This window comes from Pelosinus fermentans JBW45 (assembly GCF_000271665.2).
Classification (GTDB): Bacteria; Bacillota; Negativicutes; order DSM-13327; family DSM-13327; genus Pelosinus; species Pelosinus baikalensis.
Map to the genome: position 1 here is coordinate 2,428,706 of NZ_CP010978.1, position 17,670 is coordinate 2,446,375.

Annotated in this window: 20 protein-coding genes and 1 other annotated feature; of the genes, 17 read left to right on the forward strand and 3 right to left on the reverse strand. The window is 36.4% G+C overall.

What is annotated here, in order from left to right; translation table 11 throughout:
* Positions 1-83: 83 nt before the first annotated feature.
* The 13 genes from smc to ylqF all read left to right on the forward strand — a co-directional run bounded on the left by smc (position 84) and on the right by ylqF (position 11,291).
* Positions 84-3,641, forward strand: coding sequence for a chromosome segregation protein SMC (smc, locus tag JBW_RS10585; RefSeq protein ID WP_007952951.1), 3,558 nt, complete (start codon positions 84-86; stop codon positions 3,639-3,641).
* A 20-nt stretch (positions 3,642-3,661) separates the two neighbouring features.
* Positions 3,662-4,579 carry a signal recognition particle-docking protein FtsY gene (ftsY, locus tag JBW_RS10590; protein ID WP_007952950.1) on the forward strand — a complete coding sequence of 306 codons (918 nt, stop codon included), beginning with the start codon at positions 3,662-3,664 and terminating at the stop codon, positions 4,577-4,579.
* A gap of 96 nt (positions 4,580-4,675) precedes the next feature.
* Positions 4,676-5,020, forward strand: coding sequence for a YlxM family DNA-binding protein (gene ylxM, locus JBW_RS10595; protein ID WP_007952947.1), 345 nt, complete (start codon positions 4,676-4,678; stop codon positions 5,018-5,020).
* A gap of 1 nt (position 5,021) precedes the next feature.
* Complete coding sequence (gene ffh / locus JBW_RS10600) at positions 5,022-6,371, forward strand: signal recognition particle protein (RefSeq protein ID WP_007952945.1); 1,350 nt, start codon at positions 5,022-5,024, stop codon at positions 6,369-6,371.
* Positions 6,372-6,407: 36 nt separating this feature from the next.
* Entirely contained in the window at positions 6,408-6,689 is a 282-nt protein-coding gene (gene rpsP, locus JBW_RS10605) for a 30S ribosomal protein S16 (RefSeq protein ID WP_007934559.1), read from the forward strand.
* A gap of 6 nt (positions 6,690-6,695) precedes the next feature.
* The gene (locus JBW_RS10610) at positions 6,696-6,923 is read left to right on the forward strand and encodes a KH domain-containing protein (protein WP_007934558.1); all 228 of its coding nucleotides are present in this window, start codon (positions 6,696-6,698) and stop codon (positions 6,921-6,923) included.
* A gap of 148 nt (positions 6,924-7,071) precedes the next feature.
* Entirely contained in the window at positions 7,072-7,479 is a 408-nt protein-coding gene (locus tag JBW_RS10615) for a YlqD family protein (RefSeq protein ID WP_007952942.1), read from the forward strand.
* 5 nt (positions 7,480-7,484) lie between these two features.
* Positions 7,485-7,997, forward strand: coding sequence for a ribosome maturation factor RimM (rimM, locus tag JBW_RS10620; RefSeq protein WP_007952940.1), 513 nt, complete (start codon positions 7,485-7,487; stop codon positions 7,995-7,997).
* The gene (trmD, locus tag JBW_RS10625; protein ID WP_007952938.1) at positions 7,987-8,733 is read left to right on the forward strand and encodes a tRNA (guanosine(37)-N1)-methyltransferase TrmD; all 747 of its coding nucleotides are present in this window, start codon (positions 7,987-7,989) and stop codon (positions 8,731-8,733) included. The genes rimM and trmD overlap by 11 nt, the downstream gene beginning before the upstream one ends.
* A gap of 1 nt (position 8,734) precedes the next feature.
* The gene (locus JBW_RS10630) at positions 8,735-9,310 is read left to right on the forward strand and encodes an RNA methyltransferase (RefSeq protein ID WP_007952936.1); all 576 of its coding nucleotides are present in this window, start codon (positions 8,735-8,737) and stop codon (positions 9,308-9,310) included.
* 135 nt (positions 9,311-9,445) lie between these two features.
* Positions 9,446-9,787: a 50S ribosomal protein L19 gene (rplS, locus tag JBW_RS10635; protein ID WP_007952934.1), complete on the forward strand. Its 342-nt coding sequence runs from the start codon at positions 9,446-9,448 to the stop codon at positions 9,785-9,787.
* Between the two features lie 56 nt (positions 9,788-9,843).
* Positions 9,844-10,371, forward strand: coding sequence for a signal peptidase I (gene lepB / locus JBW_RS10640; RefSeq protein WP_007952932.1), 528 nt, complete (start codon positions 9,844-9,846; stop codon positions 10,369-10,371).
* Between the two features lie 59 nt (positions 10,372-10,430).
* Entirely contained in the window at positions 10,431-11,291 is an 861-nt protein-coding gene (gene ylqF, locus JBW_RS10645) for a ribosome biogenesis GTPase YlqF (protein ID WP_007952930.1), read from the forward strand.
* 150 nt (positions 11,292-11,441) lie between these two features.
* Here ylqF and JBW_RS10650 read toward each other — a convergent pair whose 3' ends face one another.
* Entirely contained in the window at positions 11,442-11,699 is a 258-nt protein-coding gene (locus JBW_RS10650; RefSeq protein ID WP_007952928.1) for a DUF1413 domain-containing protein, read from the reverse strand.
* Positions 11,700-12,032: 333 nt separating this feature from the next.
* Here JBW_RS10650 and JBW_RS10655 point away from each other — a divergent pair, with 333 nt between their 5' ends.
* Positions 12,033-12,470, forward strand: coding sequence for a hypothetical protein (locus JBW_RS10655; protein WP_007952927.1), 438 nt, complete (start codon positions 12,033-12,035; stop codon positions 12,468-12,470).
* Positions 12,471-12,652: 182 nt separating this feature from the next.
* On the opposite strand, the gene JBW_RS10660 is transcribed toward JBW_RS10655, so the two are convergent.
* Entirely contained in the window at positions 12,653-12,901 is a 249-nt protein-coding gene (locus tag JBW_RS10660; protein WP_007952926.1) for a hypothetical protein, read from the reverse strand.
* Between the two features lie 581 nt (positions 12,902-13,482).
* Positions 13,483-14,631, reverse strand: a complete 1,149-nt coding sequence (locus tag JBW_RS10665; protein WP_007952925.1) for a hypothetical protein — start codon at positions 14,629-14,631, stop codon at positions 13,483-13,485.
* Positions 14,632-14,758: 127 nt separating this feature from the next.
* Positions 14,759-14,996: a binding site (T-box leader), on the reverse strand.
* Between the two features lie 1,403 nt (positions 14,997-16,399).
* Here JBW_RS10665 and JBW_RS10675 point away from each other — a divergent pair.
* The 3 genes from JBW_RS10675 to JBW_RS24020 all read left to right on the forward strand — a co-directional run bounded on the left by JBW_RS10675 (position 16,400) and on the right by JBW_RS24020 (position 17,658).
* Positions 16,400-16,594, forward strand: coding sequence for a hypothetical protein (locus tag JBW_RS10675; protein WP_007952920.1), 195 nt, complete (start codon positions 16,400-16,402; stop codon positions 16,592-16,594).
* A gap of 216 nt (positions 16,595-16,810) precedes the next feature.
* The gene (locus JBW_RS24970; protein WP_158453452.1) at positions 16,811-16,981 is read left to right on the forward strand and encodes a hypothetical protein; all 171 of its coding nucleotides are present in this window, start codon (positions 16,811-16,813) and stop codon (positions 16,979-16,981) included.
* Positions 16,982-17,484: 503 nt separating this feature from the next.
* Positions 17,485-17,658: a CDIF630_02480 family spore surface protein gene (locus tag JBW_RS24020; protein WP_007952918.1), complete on the forward strand. Its 174-nt coding sequence runs from the start codon at positions 17,485-17,487 to the stop codon at positions 17,656-17,658.
* Positions 17,659-17,670 lie beyond the last annotated feature (12 nt).

Below are 17,670 nucleotides of genomic sequence, written 5' to 3' on the forward strand. Positions count from 1 at the left end.
TTTTACTTAAGTTTATTGTATAAACAACCAACGCATGGTAAAATTCTAAAGTTAGATATAATAATATTGTGTGGTGATTTAGTTTGCTGTTACGTAGGCTTGAAGCATATGGGTTTAAATCTTTTGCAGATAAAACAGAAATAGAATTTGGCAATGGTATTACTGCTATTGTAGGTCCAAATGGCAGCGGAAAAAGTAATATTTCCGATGCGATTCGTTGGGTTCTTGGTGAACAAAGTGTTCGCAATCTACGCAGCACAAAAATGGAAGATGTAATATTTTCTGGTAGCTTAGGTCGCAGACCTTTAGGTGCAGCTGAAGTATCCGTAATTTTTGATAACAGTGATGGTACCCTACCCTTAGATTTTAGTGAAGTTATCATTACTAGGCGAGTCTTCCGATCTGGTGATAGTGAATATTTCATCAATAAAGCAGCATGCCGTTTAAAAGACATATATGAATTATTGGCTGATACAGGTCTAGGCAGGGATGCGATGACTGTCATTGGACAAAATAAAGTCGATGAAGTTCTAAATAGCAAGCCAGAAGAGCGGCGTTTATTATTTGAAGAATCAGCTGGTATTTCCAAGTACAAACAACGAAAAAAAGATGCAATGCGCAAATTAGAAGATACTACTCAAAATCTCATTCGAGTGTCCGATATTACAAATGAAATTGAAGATCAACTTGTTCCACTTAGAGAAAGTGCTGAAAAGACAAAGCAGTATAATACTCTTAAGACCGAACTAACATCTTGTCAAGTGACATTACTGCTTAGCACATTAGACAAGTCTGAGAAAATAATAGAAAGTGCCAACTTGCAGAAAGAGCATTTAACAGAAAATGAACTTACTGTAAGTACAAATTTGAATTTAAAAGAAACTGATAAAGAGAAATTGGCAACTGAGTTAATACAAGTAGAAGAAAAACTTACTTCTTATACGAATTTTATAAATGAGGCAGAAACAGAACTAGAAAGAATTCATGGTAAGGTTGCTGTACTAGAAGAACGAATCAGTCAAGGAAAACGTAATCAAGAGCGTGTAAGTGATGAAGAAATCCGTGTCGGAAAACAAAAAAATGAACTTGAGAAAAAATATAGTGAAGTAAATGAAATTCTAATTGAGAAAAAAAAGTTCACAGAGAATCTGCAACAAATCTTAATTGACAAAAATGTGCTCTATCAAAATATAGTTACTAGTTTAGAACAAGCAGGAAAGCAGTTAGAATCTAGTAAAGACAAAACTCTTACATTTTTACAAGAAATTGTTGAAGAACGAAATAAACTTGTGACAATTAAAAATGATATTGTAAGAATCGAAACTCGGGAACTTAACTTTGATCAAGAATATCAGGGTTACCAGACCCAGTTACAGCAAGCAGAATCAGCATATACATCTCTCTTGGCAGAGCAAGAGGCAATACAAGTTAAGATTACAAAATTAAATCAAGAAAATAACGCCTTGCAAATCAAGAAAAAAAATACTGAGGATACCTTACAACAATTCTTGCATCAAGAACAACAATTGACTAGACAGGTAAACGAATTACAATCCCGGTTCAAAATTTTATCGAACATGCAAAATGACTATGAAGGCTTTGCTCGTGGAATAAAAAGTATTCTGAAAAGTGACGCTCCTTGGCATAGAGGGATTTGTGGTGCAGTGGCGCAAACGATTACAGTGCCTGATGAATATGTTACGGCCATTGAAATTGCATTAGGTGGGGCGCTACAACACATTATTACGGAGAATTCCGACATCGCTAAAGAGGCCATGCATTTTCTAAAGACGGAGCGCTTAGGACGAGCTACCTTTTTACCTTTAAATACGATTAAACCTTTTAAACCTAGAGATACAGAAATAGCTGCTGCTAAAATGAATGGCTCATTAGGATTTGCTGCTGATCTTGTAACTTGTGATTCACGTTATCGCAAAGTAATTGAGTTTTTATTGGGACGTACGATTATAGCAAAAGACGTTGAGATTGCTCTTACCATCGCTAAGCAATCCGGCTTTTCGGTAAAAATCGTTACATTAGACGGCGAAGTATTAAATCCAGGTGGTTCGATGACAGGTGGCAGCACGGGTAAGCGAGAAACTAGTTTTTTAGGGCGTAATAATGAAATCACTGCCATTAAGTTAAAATTAGATGAGGGACGAAATAGTTTCGAGGCAATGCAAGAAAAGGTAATAAACGTTAGAGCTGAGGTACAAAATATTAATTATGAGCTGGCTGCGATTCAAGAACAGCGTCAGCAGATGGATGTTCGTCAAGCTGAAATTACGGTTCATACTGATAAAATGCAATTTGATATAAAGCGGATCACTTTAGCAATTACTACTATTAATAATGATAGAGCTGCATGCTCACGAGAAAAAGAGCAGTTAGAGGTCACTTTATCTCAGTGTAAAGCAAGGATTGTTTCTTTAGAAAACCGTGATGGCCAGCACAAGCAGACAATTGCGCTAGAACAGCAAAAATGTAAAGAGTTGCAAGCTTCAAAAGATATATTGCAGACGAGTCTCACTGATCTTAAAATTGACATTACAGCAGTGCAGCAAGAAATTGCTGGGTTTGTTGCCAATTGTGAGCAATCAGAACAAGCTAAGCAATTACTACAAGAGCAGCTTCAACAGTTGTTTGCAGAACGCACTGACATTGCAGCGCAAATATTACAGTCCGGCCAAGAGTTATCTGATACCTCTTCAAAATTTAAAACACTCACAGAAGAAAAGATCAACTATGAGCAACATCATAAAAATCACTATGGAATAAAGCTTAATTTATTGGTAGAAATGCAAAACCTGGAAAAAGAACTAAAAGATTTGAGGCGTAACCACCATGAAGTACAAACTCGTCTACATGAGAGTGAACTTTTGGCAACTAAATATAGTTTTGAAGTTACACGATCTTTAGAACAGCTAGAGCAACAGTTTTGCCTTACGATCGATCAGGCAAAAGAACTTTGCCGTACTGAAAGCTTAGATTCTATTAGCAAGTTAATAAAAAACTTAGAAAAAGAACTTATGATACTAGGGCCAGTAAATCATGGCGCAGTAGAAGATTATATTCGTTTACAAGAACGATGTGATTTTCTTAAAAATCAATTTCAAGATTTAACATCTGCTAAAGAATATTTGGCCTCGATTATTGCCGATATTGACAAAACAATGTCAACTAAATTTTTAATCGCTTTTACCAAAATTAATGAACATTTTTCCGATATTTTTTCTCGTTTGTTTGGTGGTGGACAAGCCCAATTAAAATTAGTTGACCCTGATAATATTCTACATACAGGTATAGAAATTAGCGTACAGCCACCCGGGAAAAAAATGCAGAACTTAATATTACTATCAGGCGGTGAACGAGCTCTTACGGTGATTGCTCTGTTATTTTCTTTCTTAGCTTATCGTCCTGCTCCATTTATTGTGGTAGATGAAATCGATGCACCTCTAGATGAAGCAAATATCGATCGATTACGTGAGTTTTTACGTGATTATGCTCGCCATACTCAATTCATCGTTGTTACTCATCGCAAGGGGACAATGGAGGCTGCTGATATTATACATGGAATTACGATGGAACAATCAGGTATATCACGTTTAGTTTCTGTTAAATTAACAGATGAAATAAAGTAGTTGAACTGGAGGAATATAATATGGGTTTTTTGGGAAAATTAAAAGCTGGTTTAGAAAAGACTAGAAAGAATTTCACGGAGAAGATTGAACAATTGGTGGTTGGATATGCAACCATTGATGATGAGTTTCTTGATGATTTGGAGGCCGTATTATTATCGGCGGATGTAGGTGTGCATACAACTGCCAAATTAATGACTGATATCAAAAAAGGTATCAAGAGTAAAGATATTAATGGTCCTGAGGATTTAAAACCTTTTTTACAAAATAAAATCAGCGAAATGCTGACAGAAGATAGTAATGAGATCAAACTTGCTGCTGCTCCTCCTACTGTAATTGTTGTTGTTGGTGTGAATGGTGTAGGTAAGACGACGACGATAGGAAAGTTAGGTCAATATTACAAAGAGCAGGGGTATAAAGTAATATTGGCAGCAGCGGATACCTTTCGTGCAGCTGCTATTGATCAGTTAGAAATATGGGGAACGAGAACGGGTTCTGAAATCATTAAGCATAAGGAAGGTTCTGATCCTGCTGCGGTGGCTTTTGACGCAGTGCAATCTGCTAGAGCTAAGAAAGCTGATATTGTTATTATTGATACAGCTGGAAGACTACATACAAAATCGAATTTAATGGAAGAATTAAAAAAAATCGGACGTATAACCAGCCGTGAGATTCCTGATGCTCCTCATGAAACCCTGCTAGTCTTGGACGCAACAACGGGGCAAAATGCTATTAATCAAGCAAAACTATTTGGAGAAGCAATACCATTGACAGGAATTGTACTCACTAAGCTAGATGGTACTGCAAAAGGCGGAGTAGTCATTGCGATTAAGTCTGAGCTGAATGTACCTGTAAAATGGATTGGAGTAGGAGAAGGCGTCGGTGACTTACGGCCTTTCGTGCCGCAGGAATTTGCAGAGGCATTATTTGGTGACAAGTAAAAATACTTGACAGCAAATACATTTTATTTTATAATATGGTCTGTAAAGTATTTTCCCTTGTCAGGCAAGAGGTGATAAAAACTGTTAGATAAAATATTGCGTATTATTTTATTATTTGATTTTTATGGTGCTTTGTTGACTAAAAAACAACAGCTTGCTATAGAAATGCATCACCTAAATGATTTATCACTGGCTGAAATTGCTGATGAATTAGGGGTAACAAGACAAGCAGTCCATGATATTTTAAAAAGGGCTGAACAGGTGCTTACAGAATATGAAGAAAAACTTAAGTTTGTTGAAAAACACCAACGTGAACAACAGGCTATACAACATATATATGAATTGATGCATGAGTTGCCAAAAGAAGTACAGCAAGTACCTACGTTACGTTTGGCACTACAAGAATTGAATTGTTTATTAGACTATTCAAAAGAGGTGTAGTATGGTTTTTGAAGGGTTAGCCGACAAGTTACAAGAAACGTTTAAGAAACTACGGGGTAAAGGTAAGTTATCGGAAACAGATATTAATGAGGCAATGCGTGAAGTACGAATGGCTTTATTAGAGGCTGATGTTAACTTTAAAGTTGTTAAGGATTTTATCGCGAATATAAAAGAAAAAGCAATTGGGCAAGAAGTGATGCAAAGCCTAACACCTGCCCAATTTGTAGTAAAAATAGTTAATGATGAACTGACCGCTCTTATGGGTGGTACGCAAAGCCGCATTACGGTTTCTTCACGCCCTCCGACGATCATTATGCTTGTTGGGTTACAAGGTGCTGGTAAGACAACTACCGCAGGTAAATTAGCTCACTTACTTAAAAAGCAAAGCAAACGACCTTTATTAGTAGCTGCGGATATATATCGTCCTGCTGCTATAAAACAATTGCAAGTTTTAGGCGGACAATTGGATATACCTGTCTTTACGGTGGACGAATGCAAAGATGCGGTGTTGATTGCACAAAAAGCAATTGAATATGCCACTTCTTATGCTAGAGATACAGTGATTATTGATACTGCTGGTCGTTTACACATTAATGAAGATTTAATGCAGGAATTAAAATCAATCAAAACAAAAGTAAAACCACATGAAATCTTATTAGTAGTGGATGCTATGACAGGGCAAGACTCTGTTACAGTAGCAGAGTCTTTTAATAAGGATTTAGGATTAGATGGTGTGATTCTTACTAAACTAGATGGGGATGCTCGTGGTGGCGCAGCATTATCCATTAAAGCCGTTACCGGCTGTCCAATTAAATTTACGGGTATGGGCGAAAAATTAGATGCTCTTGAAATCTTTCATCCAGATCGTATGGCATCACGTATCTTAGGGATGGGGGATGTCCTTAGCTTAATCGAAAAGGCTGGTACTTCCATTGATTTGGAACAAGCCAAAGAGATGGAAAAGAAGTTACGTAAAGATGATTTTAACTTAGATGATTTTTTAAGCCAATTACAGCAAGTGCGTAAGCTAGGTCCTTTAGACCAAATATTGGGTATGTTACCTGGCATGGGTGATTTGAAAAAATTAAAAGATGTTGAAATTGATGAGAAAGAATTGACACGTACGGAAGCTATTATACGTTCGATGACTAAGAAAGAACGACGTGACGCTTCGCTTATAAATGGCAGTCGTCGTAAGCGTATTGCTATGGGGAGTGGCACTAGAGTGCAAGATGTCAATAAATTACTCAAACAATTTGCGGAAGCAAAAAAAATGATGAAGCGTTTTCAAGATATGCAGAAAAGTGGTAAAAAATCTTTTGGTGGTTTTAAATTACCCTTTATGAAATAATTAAAAAATGGATATTCTATGAAGGAGGTGATTTTTGTGGCAGTAAAAATTCGTTTAATGCGTATGGGTGCGAAGAAAAACCCTTTCTACCGTGTAGTTGTGGCTGATTCTCGTGCTCCTCGTGATGGACGTTCTATCGAAACTTTAGGACATTATGATTCCACTGTTGAACCTGCAATTGTTAAAATTGATGAAGATAAAGCCATCAGTTGGATGCAAAAAGGTGCGCAACCTACTGATACCGTTAAAGCTCTTTTCAGCAAAGCTGGTATTATGAAAAAATGGGATGAACTAAAGCGTACGAAGAAAGAGGCGTAATGAACTATGAAAACATTAGTTGGGGTCATCGCCAAAGCGTTAGTTAAAAATCAGGAACAAGTGAGTGTCACAGAGTCTGTCGATGCTGATACCACTATTTATGAGTTGCATGTAGCCCCTGAAGATATGGGGAAAGTGATTGGCAAGCAGGGACGTATTGCTAAAGCAATGCGTACTGTTGTCAAAGCTGCCGCTACTCGTGAAAATAAGAAAATAATGATAGAAATCATTTAATATGTATAATTACACTATTAAATGATACAAACTATTAGAAAAGGTTCAGATGCAAGTTGCGTATAGAAGTACTGTGTAGTAAAATACATTTCTTCAGCGTAGCATTGCAGATGAGCCTTTTCCAACAACATTAGGAGAGTGATCACACATGGATAGTATTACGTTAAAATGTCCAGTCACGATTAAAGCTAAAGTTACAGAACAGCTTAAAAAGAACCTAGCTGCTGAAATTCAAGAAAATATCCGCAAGGCTGATGTAGAACTACAACAGATTGAATTTCATGCAAAACGTATGATGAGTGAACAAGCAAAGCAAGATGCTCAAGGACTGACTGCACTTCGGCAACAAATTGATGGTGAAACACAAAAACGTCTTGAATTTAAAAATCATATGACGGAGAAACTAAAAGAAACAGCTCAATTAGAACTTGGTGCAGAAATTTCTCAAGGAACTTTAGAACAAATCGTGACTGTAAAAGTAGGCGATGACTTACATACATATATGAATGCTGAAATTTTGCTAGAAGATGGCAAAGTTATCGCTTTTAGAAACTAATCATTATGAATGATAATATGATAGTTATTGGAAAAATTATTGCTCCTCAAGGAGTGCGTGGTGAAGTTCGTGTTATGCCGCTTACCGATTTTCCTGAGCGATTTCGTGAACTGAAAAGTGCACAGCTTGATGATGGAACGAATTTACCAATTGAAAGTGTCAGATATCATCAACAATTTGTTTTATTGAAATTTCGTGATATGAATGATCGAAATGCAATAGAGCATTTACGAGGTAAACTAATCCAAATAGAGCATAAGGATTTAGTTCCGTTACCTACGGGACATTATTATATCTTTGATATTGTTGGTTTAGAAGTGTTTACGGAAGAAGATGAATACCTGGGAAAAGTTACAGATGTTTTGGAAACAGGTAGTAATGATGTATACATTGTTGAGCAAAAAGATAAAAAGCCGTTACTAATTCCAGCATTAAAAACAGTTGTCTTAAAAATTAATATCCCAGATGGAAAAATGATTGTAAAATTACAGGAAGTATGGGAAAGCGATGCAGATTGACATTGTTTCTTTATTTCCTGAAATGTTTACTGGTCCTTTGGGACATAGTATTTTAAAACGAGCACAAGAAGCTGATGTATTAAAGATTAATGTAACAAATCCTCGTGATTTTGCTTTTAATAAACACAATATTGTTGATGACTATCCTTTCGGTGGAGGAGCGGGTATGGTAATGAAGCCAGATCCCATCTTTCGATCCGTGGAAAATATCATTACCTCAAGTAATATCACCAATCGACGAGTGATTCTAATGTGTCCAGGGGGCTATAGACTGGACCAAGAAAAAGTTAAAGAATTAGCTGGCTATGAGCAACTTATTTTATTATGCGGACATTATGAGGGAATTGATGAGCGAGTACGATTGCACTTAGTTGATGAAAGCATATCCATTGGTGATTATGTATTGACTGGTGGAGAATTGCCAGCGATGGTAATTGTTGATTCAGTAGCTAGAATGTTACCAGGTGTGCTTGGATCTAGTAGCTCAGCTCCCCAAGATTCTTTTTATAATGGTTTGCTAGAATATCCTCAATATACTCGTCCACGGGATTTTGAAGGAATGGTAGCTCCTGAGGTATTATTATCAGGGGATCATGCAAAAATTAAGAGATGGCGTAATAAACAAGCGCTAAAAAATACTCTTGAACGTAGACCAGAGTTGTTGAAAAATAAAGAGTTAAGCCCAGATGATGCTAAATTATTAGCGGAAATCATAGCTGAGCAGACTGGAGACTAATATGGCTTTACCAATTTATCTCGGCTTGGTACACCATCCTATATATAATAAAAACGATGAAATTATTACTACGGCCATTACTAATTTTGATATTCATGACATTGCGCGTACTTCACGAACCTATGATATAAAAAAATATTTTATTATCCATCCACATGAAAGCCAAACGATGTTAGCACAAGAGATTATGGATTACTGGCAGCATGGTTATGGTGGTGAATATAATCCTGATCGTCGTGAAGCGTTTCGTGTTTTAGATATTAAGACTGATATTCAAAGTGCTGTAGAATACATTACGGAGTCTGAAGGTGTAAAACCGTTTATTATTACTACTGATGCCCGTACATTTCCCAATACCATATCTTATAAGAAAATGCGGAAGCAGATTGAACTGGCAGACCGCCCTTATCTCATTTTATTTGGTACTGGCTGGGGGATTGAAAAGTCTGTAATGGAAAAGTTTGATTTTACATTAGAACCTATTTATGGCCCTGGTGATTATAATCACTTGCCAGTAAGAGCGGCAGTGGCGATTATTTTGGATCGATTATTAGGTGAGAAATGGTGGGAATCATAATATATACTATAACCTTATAATCTGCTTGAGTTTATAGTATTGGTATGTTATAATTTTTAAGGTGTGACGGACGGTCCTCTGCACAATGTAATAGTGGATTGGCATGAACGTCTAGGATAAGGAGGAAAAATAGATATGAATATGATTCAAGCATTAGAACAAGAACAATTACGTCAGGATATTCCGGCTTTTAAACCGGGAGATACTGTACGAGTCCATGTTAAAGTTGTTGAGGGTACCCGTGAGCGTATTCAATTGTTTGAAGGTGTTGTTATTGCCAGAAATAATGGCGGTATCCGGGAAACTTTCACAGTTAGACGTGTTTCTTACAACATTGGTGTAGAACGTACTTTCCCTGTACATTCTCCACGTTTGGAAAAAATTGAAGTAGTACGTAAAGGTATCGTACGCCGTGCAAAATTATACTATCTGCGTAAACTCAAAGGTAAAGCAGCTCGTATTAAAGAAAGACGGTAGCTTTTGTTTGGGACTGTTTTCAGTCCCTTTTCTTCATTTACGAAGGAGGATTAATCATGAGTAATACTAATTTAGGCGAAGAGGTAAAAGATTGGATAGTCTCGATACTTATTGCTGTCGTATTAGCGTTTTTTATTCGCTATTTTATCGTTGAGCTCTATATGGTCGAAGGTCCTTCTATGCGTCCTACGCTGGTAAACAGTGAGAGATTAGTAGTGAATAAATTCATTTATCGCTTTAAAGCACCTGAAAAAGGTGATGTATTAGTATTTCGCTATCCTAAAGACCCAAGTCGTGATTTTATTAAGAGGGTAATTGCGGTAGCTGGTGATACTATTGAAATAAAAGAAGGCCGTGTATTTTTAAATGGTCAATTATTGAATGAAACTTATATTTTAGAAAAAACCCGTGGATCCTACCCTCTGGCTACCGTGCCTGCAGGACATGTTTTTGTTATGGGGGACAATCGTAACAATTCGGAGGATAGTCGTTTCCGTGATGTTGGTTTTGTACCTCTGGAAATGATAAAGGGAAAAGCGGTTATGATATTTTGGCCGATTGATCAATTAAAAACTCTCCCATAGCTGCATAATGGTTTTACACATAACTGAAGAAGAAAATAGCGTTATAGAGAGTGATAATAATGGATAATTTGAATATTAATTGGTTCCCTGGTCATATGACAAAAGCCCTGCGTATGATTCAGGCAAATCTAAAATTAGTTGACGTAGTCATTGAATTGTTAGATGCTCGTATTCCCGTAAGTAGTGCCAATCCGGTAATTCATCAAATTTTAGAAGGCAAACCAAGAGTGGTAGCCTTAAATAAGATCGATTTGGCTGAACCGGAATGGACCAAACAATGGGTAGATACTTTTCATGTACAAGGCCTGCAAGTGGTCACCATAGATTCTATGACAGGAAAAGGTACTAAAGCATTGGTTAGCCAAGTGGAACAATTAGGCAGTGCAAAAGCAGCCAAATTAGTAGCAAAAGGTGTTAATCCACGAGCAGTTCGAGCGATGATTCTAGGTATTCCTAATGTAGGTAAATCTTCGCTGATTAATCGTTTATTGGGGACAAAAGCAGTACGTACTGCTGATAAACCAGGCGTTACTCGAGGTAAACAATGGATTACTATCGGAAAAAATCTGGAGCTCTTAGACACACCGGGTGTTTTATGGCCCAAATTTGAGGATCCCGAAGTTGGATTTAAACTAGCGATGACAGGTGCTATCAATGATGATATCTATGATGTCGAAACAGCCATGTCAAAGCTGTTACTATTCTTACGTGAGAATTATAGTGATCGTTTAATTGAAAGATATAATTTGTCTTCTCCATTACCTGAAGACTCCACTGAGTTATTAGGCCTAATCGGAGCGCGCCGTGGTTGTCTACGTAGTGGCGGTTTAATTGATTATGAAAAAGCAAGACGTATTATTCTTAATGAATTTCGTGGCAGCAAGTTAGGTAATTTCACCTTGGATCGTCCCAATCAGTAAAAGAATATAAGGAAGAGACTATCACGATAATTTGAGATAGTCTCTTTTTTTATATAATACAAGATATGATTTCTTAAGAACCCACATCTTGTATTGTATAAAAAATTTCCAGTTCAAGAATTGCTCAAGAAATACAGTCCCAGTTGAGAATTAAAAGATCATTTTATAGACGGCCCAATTTTTTTTATTCATATAAGAAAAAACTACATTTTGGATCAAATTTTCATCAACTTTTTGTTTGAATAATTTACCAAGTTTCAATCGTGAAGAATTAGGTACTTCAAACCATTCCTCTTCTGAAAAGAAATCAGGTAGTGAAAATTCAGAAGTATCTTCATTGCTACGCCTTTGTCTCATTCCCGATAGGATTTTTATATATAAAATATGTTCATCTTCTTGAAGATTCATTAAAAATATCATCCTTTCATTACTTTATATTATACTTTAATTCTTTACCATATAGCAAAAATCCTTTGTTTACATAAGAAAATATTAAAACACTAGTATCATCTCACTGATAAAAGTGCCATTATCATAACTATTTGTGAAAGGTACGGAAAGGTTAAGGGATTTAATCTCCAGCATTGGCAACATTTCTTGGATGTGAAAAGCATGGCAAGGTCATAATAATATAATAGTGTGAAGAATGTTGAGCCGCTTAGAGATAAGCGATTTGTTACGTTGCAGGAATTTAAGCTCCTTTGACGAATTATGTATTAAAATGGCAAAGGAGGGATATATGTGCATAACAAAATAATTGATATCAACTCAGAAGAAGATTTCTTTGAAATCATTAAAAATAGCTTTATAAAATATAAAAATGAAAAAAACAAAAGAGTCGAACTATTACTATTTATTATTATGGGATTAAATCATTTAAATGAATGGATAACACCAGGCTATGCTCCCTTCACAAAGAGCGGAAATATAAACGTCCCTAAAACGAAGTATGAGCAATTCTCAAATGATGTCTATCTTACCAATGAACATAAAATAGTAAGAGACATATGCAATAAATCAAAGCAAATTGAGTCTAGCTTTAATACACCTACCAGTCATACAATGTCATTTGATGAAGTAGATAACGGACCAGTTACTTGTTATACGGTAGATGGCAGGGATATTGCAGAAATTATAGAAAATTTAATCTTGTTTTATCAAACAAGGTGGTTTAATTAACCACTGGTTATATGCATAGGCAATACTCAATGGGAGAAAGTACCTAATAAGGTCTCATTGAGTACATAGAAATAGGATTGCTACCAAAGGAAAACATCTTATTTCACTAGATTATAGATACGTCCTATGGGGCGTTTTTCTTATGTTCAATATAGAAGAAAAGGCTGCTGCTAAGCACCCTTTCACGAATTTCTGCTAATTATTTTCCGTATTACTTCCGTCACCCGCATATAATCATCATTTCCAACAGGATAGGATGGAGGTCTACGATCAGCTATTTTCCCATCATAAACCATCTGGACTTTTACTACTCTGTGATTTTCTCCACCCCAAGTTTCAAGTCCTATCGAAACTCGATATTGAGTATTAGGAGGGTGGGGTGAACTTGCTGGTACCATAGCTGCTGCTTCAGGGTAATATACTTTTGCCATATGCTCACACTCATTTCTATTTTAAAATACCTTTAGTATACCTTTAGAATATATATTTTTCAAGCTGAAAAATACAGTCGAGTAAGTACTTAACTTTTGCAAACGTACAGCTTCTAATTGATTGTCGTTTAGTACTAATTGTACATATTCCAAACGTCTTAAGTGACAACAGTATAATTGGATTCTTACTTAAAGTATGAGCATCGTTTTACATTTCAGGAAAATTATAAAACTTTAGTAGGAATTATCGATCTAGAAGGAGAATTAGCTGTAATTAATGACTATCTTTTCACCATGTTGATGCTGAATGTGCGGTTCTGTTGGTGACTGTGCGTGTCATCAGTTAGAGCATGAGGATATCGGTAAAATTTATTCCATGGCGCGATAAATTACAAACAAAAATGAGCAGGAGGCTAATCATTCATTGATTAGCCTCCTGCTCTGGTATGCCTAGCATGGGGTGATAACTAGACGGTGCAAGTCGTAGTAGTGGGAGCCGATAGCAAGGATGCTCAGTCGGGTCCGTAATACCCGAGTTCCATGATAGTAGATTTTGTGATTACATGGGATGAACGTTTATTTTAAACGGCTCTATTCAGCTTCTGTTCTCTTCGCGACTTAGCATTTTTAATTTTTATAGTGCCGACAATAATCTCGGGAAGTAAGACAAAGAATAGACCGATATAACCAACCGAACCATATCCTTTGACAACGATATTCGTTAAACCAAATACAGAGATACCTGTGCACAGGGCAATGGTAACAAGAGAAATGAAAATTCTACGAGTGCTCAAGCTTCTTAAAATATTTCTTTTAACCAATACAGGTTCAAAACGAGCAACTGTAGAAAATATCAAAGATATTGCGGTACCTAATAATGCCACAAACAAAATGACACTGTATAAGATCTTTAGCCAAGGCAAGTCAAGTTTTGTAGTGACAAAATATACCGGCAGAGTCTGGTTGAGAACTTCTGGGGAGAAACCTAATAGCATGATACAAATAATTGCCAGAAAGGCGCCATTTAGAAGGGTGCCAAATAGCATAAATCTATTACAGTCTTTAGTAGTTTTAATATTATGAGAGACGGAGATTATAGGCAATACCGTAAAGGCTTGAAAGCCAATGTAGATTAGCATATACCAAACTGCGTCCCCAAAACTAGTGCCAAATGTTTCATGATTAGCCAAAACGTGTTGGAAATTAAATGCCCCCATTTGAATACCTAACACGCAGAGAATGAGAAGGGTAACGATTATGAAATAAGTCTTGAGATTTAAGACTTTAACAATCAATTCGCTACCAAATATGGTTAATAACAGTAAAATAGTTCCTACGGTTACTATGCCGACTCCATAAGGAATTGCCAAGGAACTCTTTAATAGGGCACCTGAACCTGCAATTGAAGTACTTACGCCACAAACAATCAACATGATAAATCCCAACTCAAAGACGATAGAAAAATATTTTTCATAAGGATGAAAAAGGGCATCACAGAAGCTTTTATAATCATAAGTTTTATAGTCTTTAGCTAAGACAAGTGCATTCCGATGGCCCCAGCCTAAAAGTAGCATGGCAACTAATGGGAGAAAAACTGAGTACCAACCATATTTTACAAAATAGTTAACTTCTTGGTTGCCGGTGGCAAAGCCTCCACCGCTATGTGTTGCAAACCACACGGCCGCCATCGCAAATGATGTTCCAATTGGACTGGATTTCTGATTTTCCATAATTATCGTCCTTCCTTTATTATTTTCAGTACTTAAGATTTCGTGAAGAGATAGCCCTAGGATTTATTAAATGGTACTAACTCAAAGAATTTTAGGACATAGAAAGGCCCCTATTGACACACACGTCAATAGGGGCGACAATATCGCGGTACCACCCTACATTAGGCTCGTAATTCAGCCTAATGTAGTACAACGGCTGATATCCTATAACGTAGATACACGCTTTTACTTAAATAAGTTCAATTCTTACATTCAGCAAAAGAATTCATGGGTGAGTTTCGCGATAAATATCTGTACCGGTTTTCACCAGCCACCGGATCTCTGGAACAGAATGTTAATTGCTTTTTCCCAATCATTATTTTTTATCAATTTTAATTTTATTAAGCATTACACGCCTGCAGGACGAAGTAATTATTATAATATTACACTTATTGCCCTTTTGTCAATGTAATAATAAAAATTTTGTAACTTTTAATTTTTATTAATGGTTCTAGTATTCAGATGGGGAAGATAATTCTAGCTAGTTAAATGACTAATGTCAGTGTCACAGCACTAAAAATAGTTGACACCATGGCAGCTTGAGAGGCAAAATCCTGACAACTATCGCATTCGACAGCGATTGCTAACCAATGATCTTATATGGCAATTTAATAAGGCAAAAAAATAAACCACGTCTTGGTGGAACGTGGTTGCAAGAGAAATGGTTTGGTGGATTAGTTCAGAAAAATTAACAACTAGAAGAACAATCGTCATTGCAGCAGAAAAATAATAAGAGGATAATTATGATAATAATACAGCCGGAACCGCCAAAGCCATTGCGGCCGCCTCCAAAACCTAGGCCCATATGTATCCCTCCTTTATCGTCGATTAATATATTGTATGATAGATAAATAGAAGAGGTGAGTATCAAGTAGCGGTAATTATTGACAAAAATAGAGCTAGGGGCTGATCTAAAACTACTTTAAATTAGCCCTTAATATTATAAAGAACCACCGATTAGTAGATGAGAGGGAGAGTGCAAGCCTAATGGCTCCTTAGACGACAATCTCGCCTAAGTTGTGATCTACATGCTTGTCCGTGCAAACAATTACTTCACGTACGAGTTGCTTAACCAATGCTCCGTTTGTTTTCATACGTAACTTCACCTGAGATTTTTCCTTTTAAATCATTTTTAAAGGTATAATAACGTCCTTTTTGCTATTAACTTCATTATTATTCGTAAGAAGGACGTTATTTTATTCTTTATGGCGGTCTTCGAGAGCAACTCGTTCATTGATAATTTTAAAAAAGCTGATCTTCAACATCTTTAGCGGTTATAAGTTGTTTTCTATAGGAAATTATGAATGGAATGTTTTTCTGTATCCTTTTGGGTATTTGCTGATAGTCAGGTGGACAAGATACCTATCCGAGTGATGGCGCAGAAGTAGTGATGTGTAGGCTGGTTTTAGAAATAAATAGGCGGGAGTGAATCATATACGGTTTTCAGTTATTCTGTAAAATAAAAGGAAGGTCTAATGACCTTCAAATATTTTGCAAATTATCCATATAAGTGCGACGGTTGCTACCGGAGTAATCATAAGCAAAATTGAATTTTGAATGATTTCAATCACCAAGTTGATCTCCCCCTGGATCCAATGTATGCATGGAAATCAACGTATAGAACATACGATTCAAGAACGTTAGGCTGTCCCGTTGGGGGCGATTTTTATATTGCAGGAATTTATTGCCTTTTGGCCGAAGTATAGTCAAAAATAGAGGAGATGATAGTATGGCTGGGGCTTTGATTATTTGGGTAAACGACGATAAGAGTGAACAAATAGCATATTTCAATAATGAGTATGTCTTGATAACAATAACCGACATGAAGAGAATAGTACTTGGGGAAACCTTGGAAGATGCGAAAGAAAAATTAAAAGAGATTGGTAGATATGATATCTATAAAGAAATAAAAAAAGAGCCATAAGGCCCTTTTATATGAAGAAAACCTTAGGAGTAATCTTTACAAACTGTGGAACAGAATGGCATCAGGTAGCTATTTTCCAATGGAAAGATACGGTTGCTCGGAATAACCTACAATTACCAATCTCTCATGAATAAATTTATGCTAAAAAAACTAGGGGGGCTGTCTTAAATTTTTATTTTGAGACAGCCCCCTAGTTTTGTGAACTTTTTTTTATTTATGATGTCACTATATAATAAAAGGCGGGTGTTAGTAGCGGGAGATGTTTTTGTTACTGTTAAACAGGAATCGGCAGTTGCAGTATTAACGCAAGATGAGGCGGTTCATGGTCCATCTGCTTATTTTACAACAGATTGGCATGCGGCCAAAGGCATCAGTCAAACTTCTTAATTCGCTCCAACCATCTATTGATGTACCAGGACATGGAGTACCAATGCATGGGACACAGTTGAAAAAAAAGGCAGTTAGATGCTTTGTCAGATCATTTTGGAGAAATAGCTATTCCATGATCAAGGATATGAAATAGAAATCTACTATAGGAGTATATACATTCCGATAGTAGATTTTTATATTTATCCCTCAAATCTATCCTTAGTTGGATCGCAGTCGGGCATGTTTACATGCTGTACTTGTTATTTCCATGATTTGCTTTCGGCTCAGTTTCTACAACTCCTGCCAGATATATTTGTAAACTAGGCTGTAACGCATAATTTTCTTGGGTTGTGAGATCTATTTCTTAAAAATAATAAATTTACATTACTGTATTAAGGTTAGATTGCTAAGAGGAATAAGGGACAATAGAAACTTGTAATGTGTATGATAAATTGATAACCGCCTAATAAAATTTTAAACTTGGAAAATACTAAGACGAGGATTAAAAGGAGGTATTTATTATGAGCGAAAATCGTTCAAAAGAAAAGTTTCAAGCAAATCCCATTGAGCGACATGAGACTGCGGCTTGGCGCGGACATATCGAAAAAATGAAGCCCGAGTCAAATGTTCCTGTTCCCAGCGAGGAGTCCGTGGCTGAGGCCAGGGAATGGGTAAATACGAATTCCTTATCGTAACTTACTGAAGTA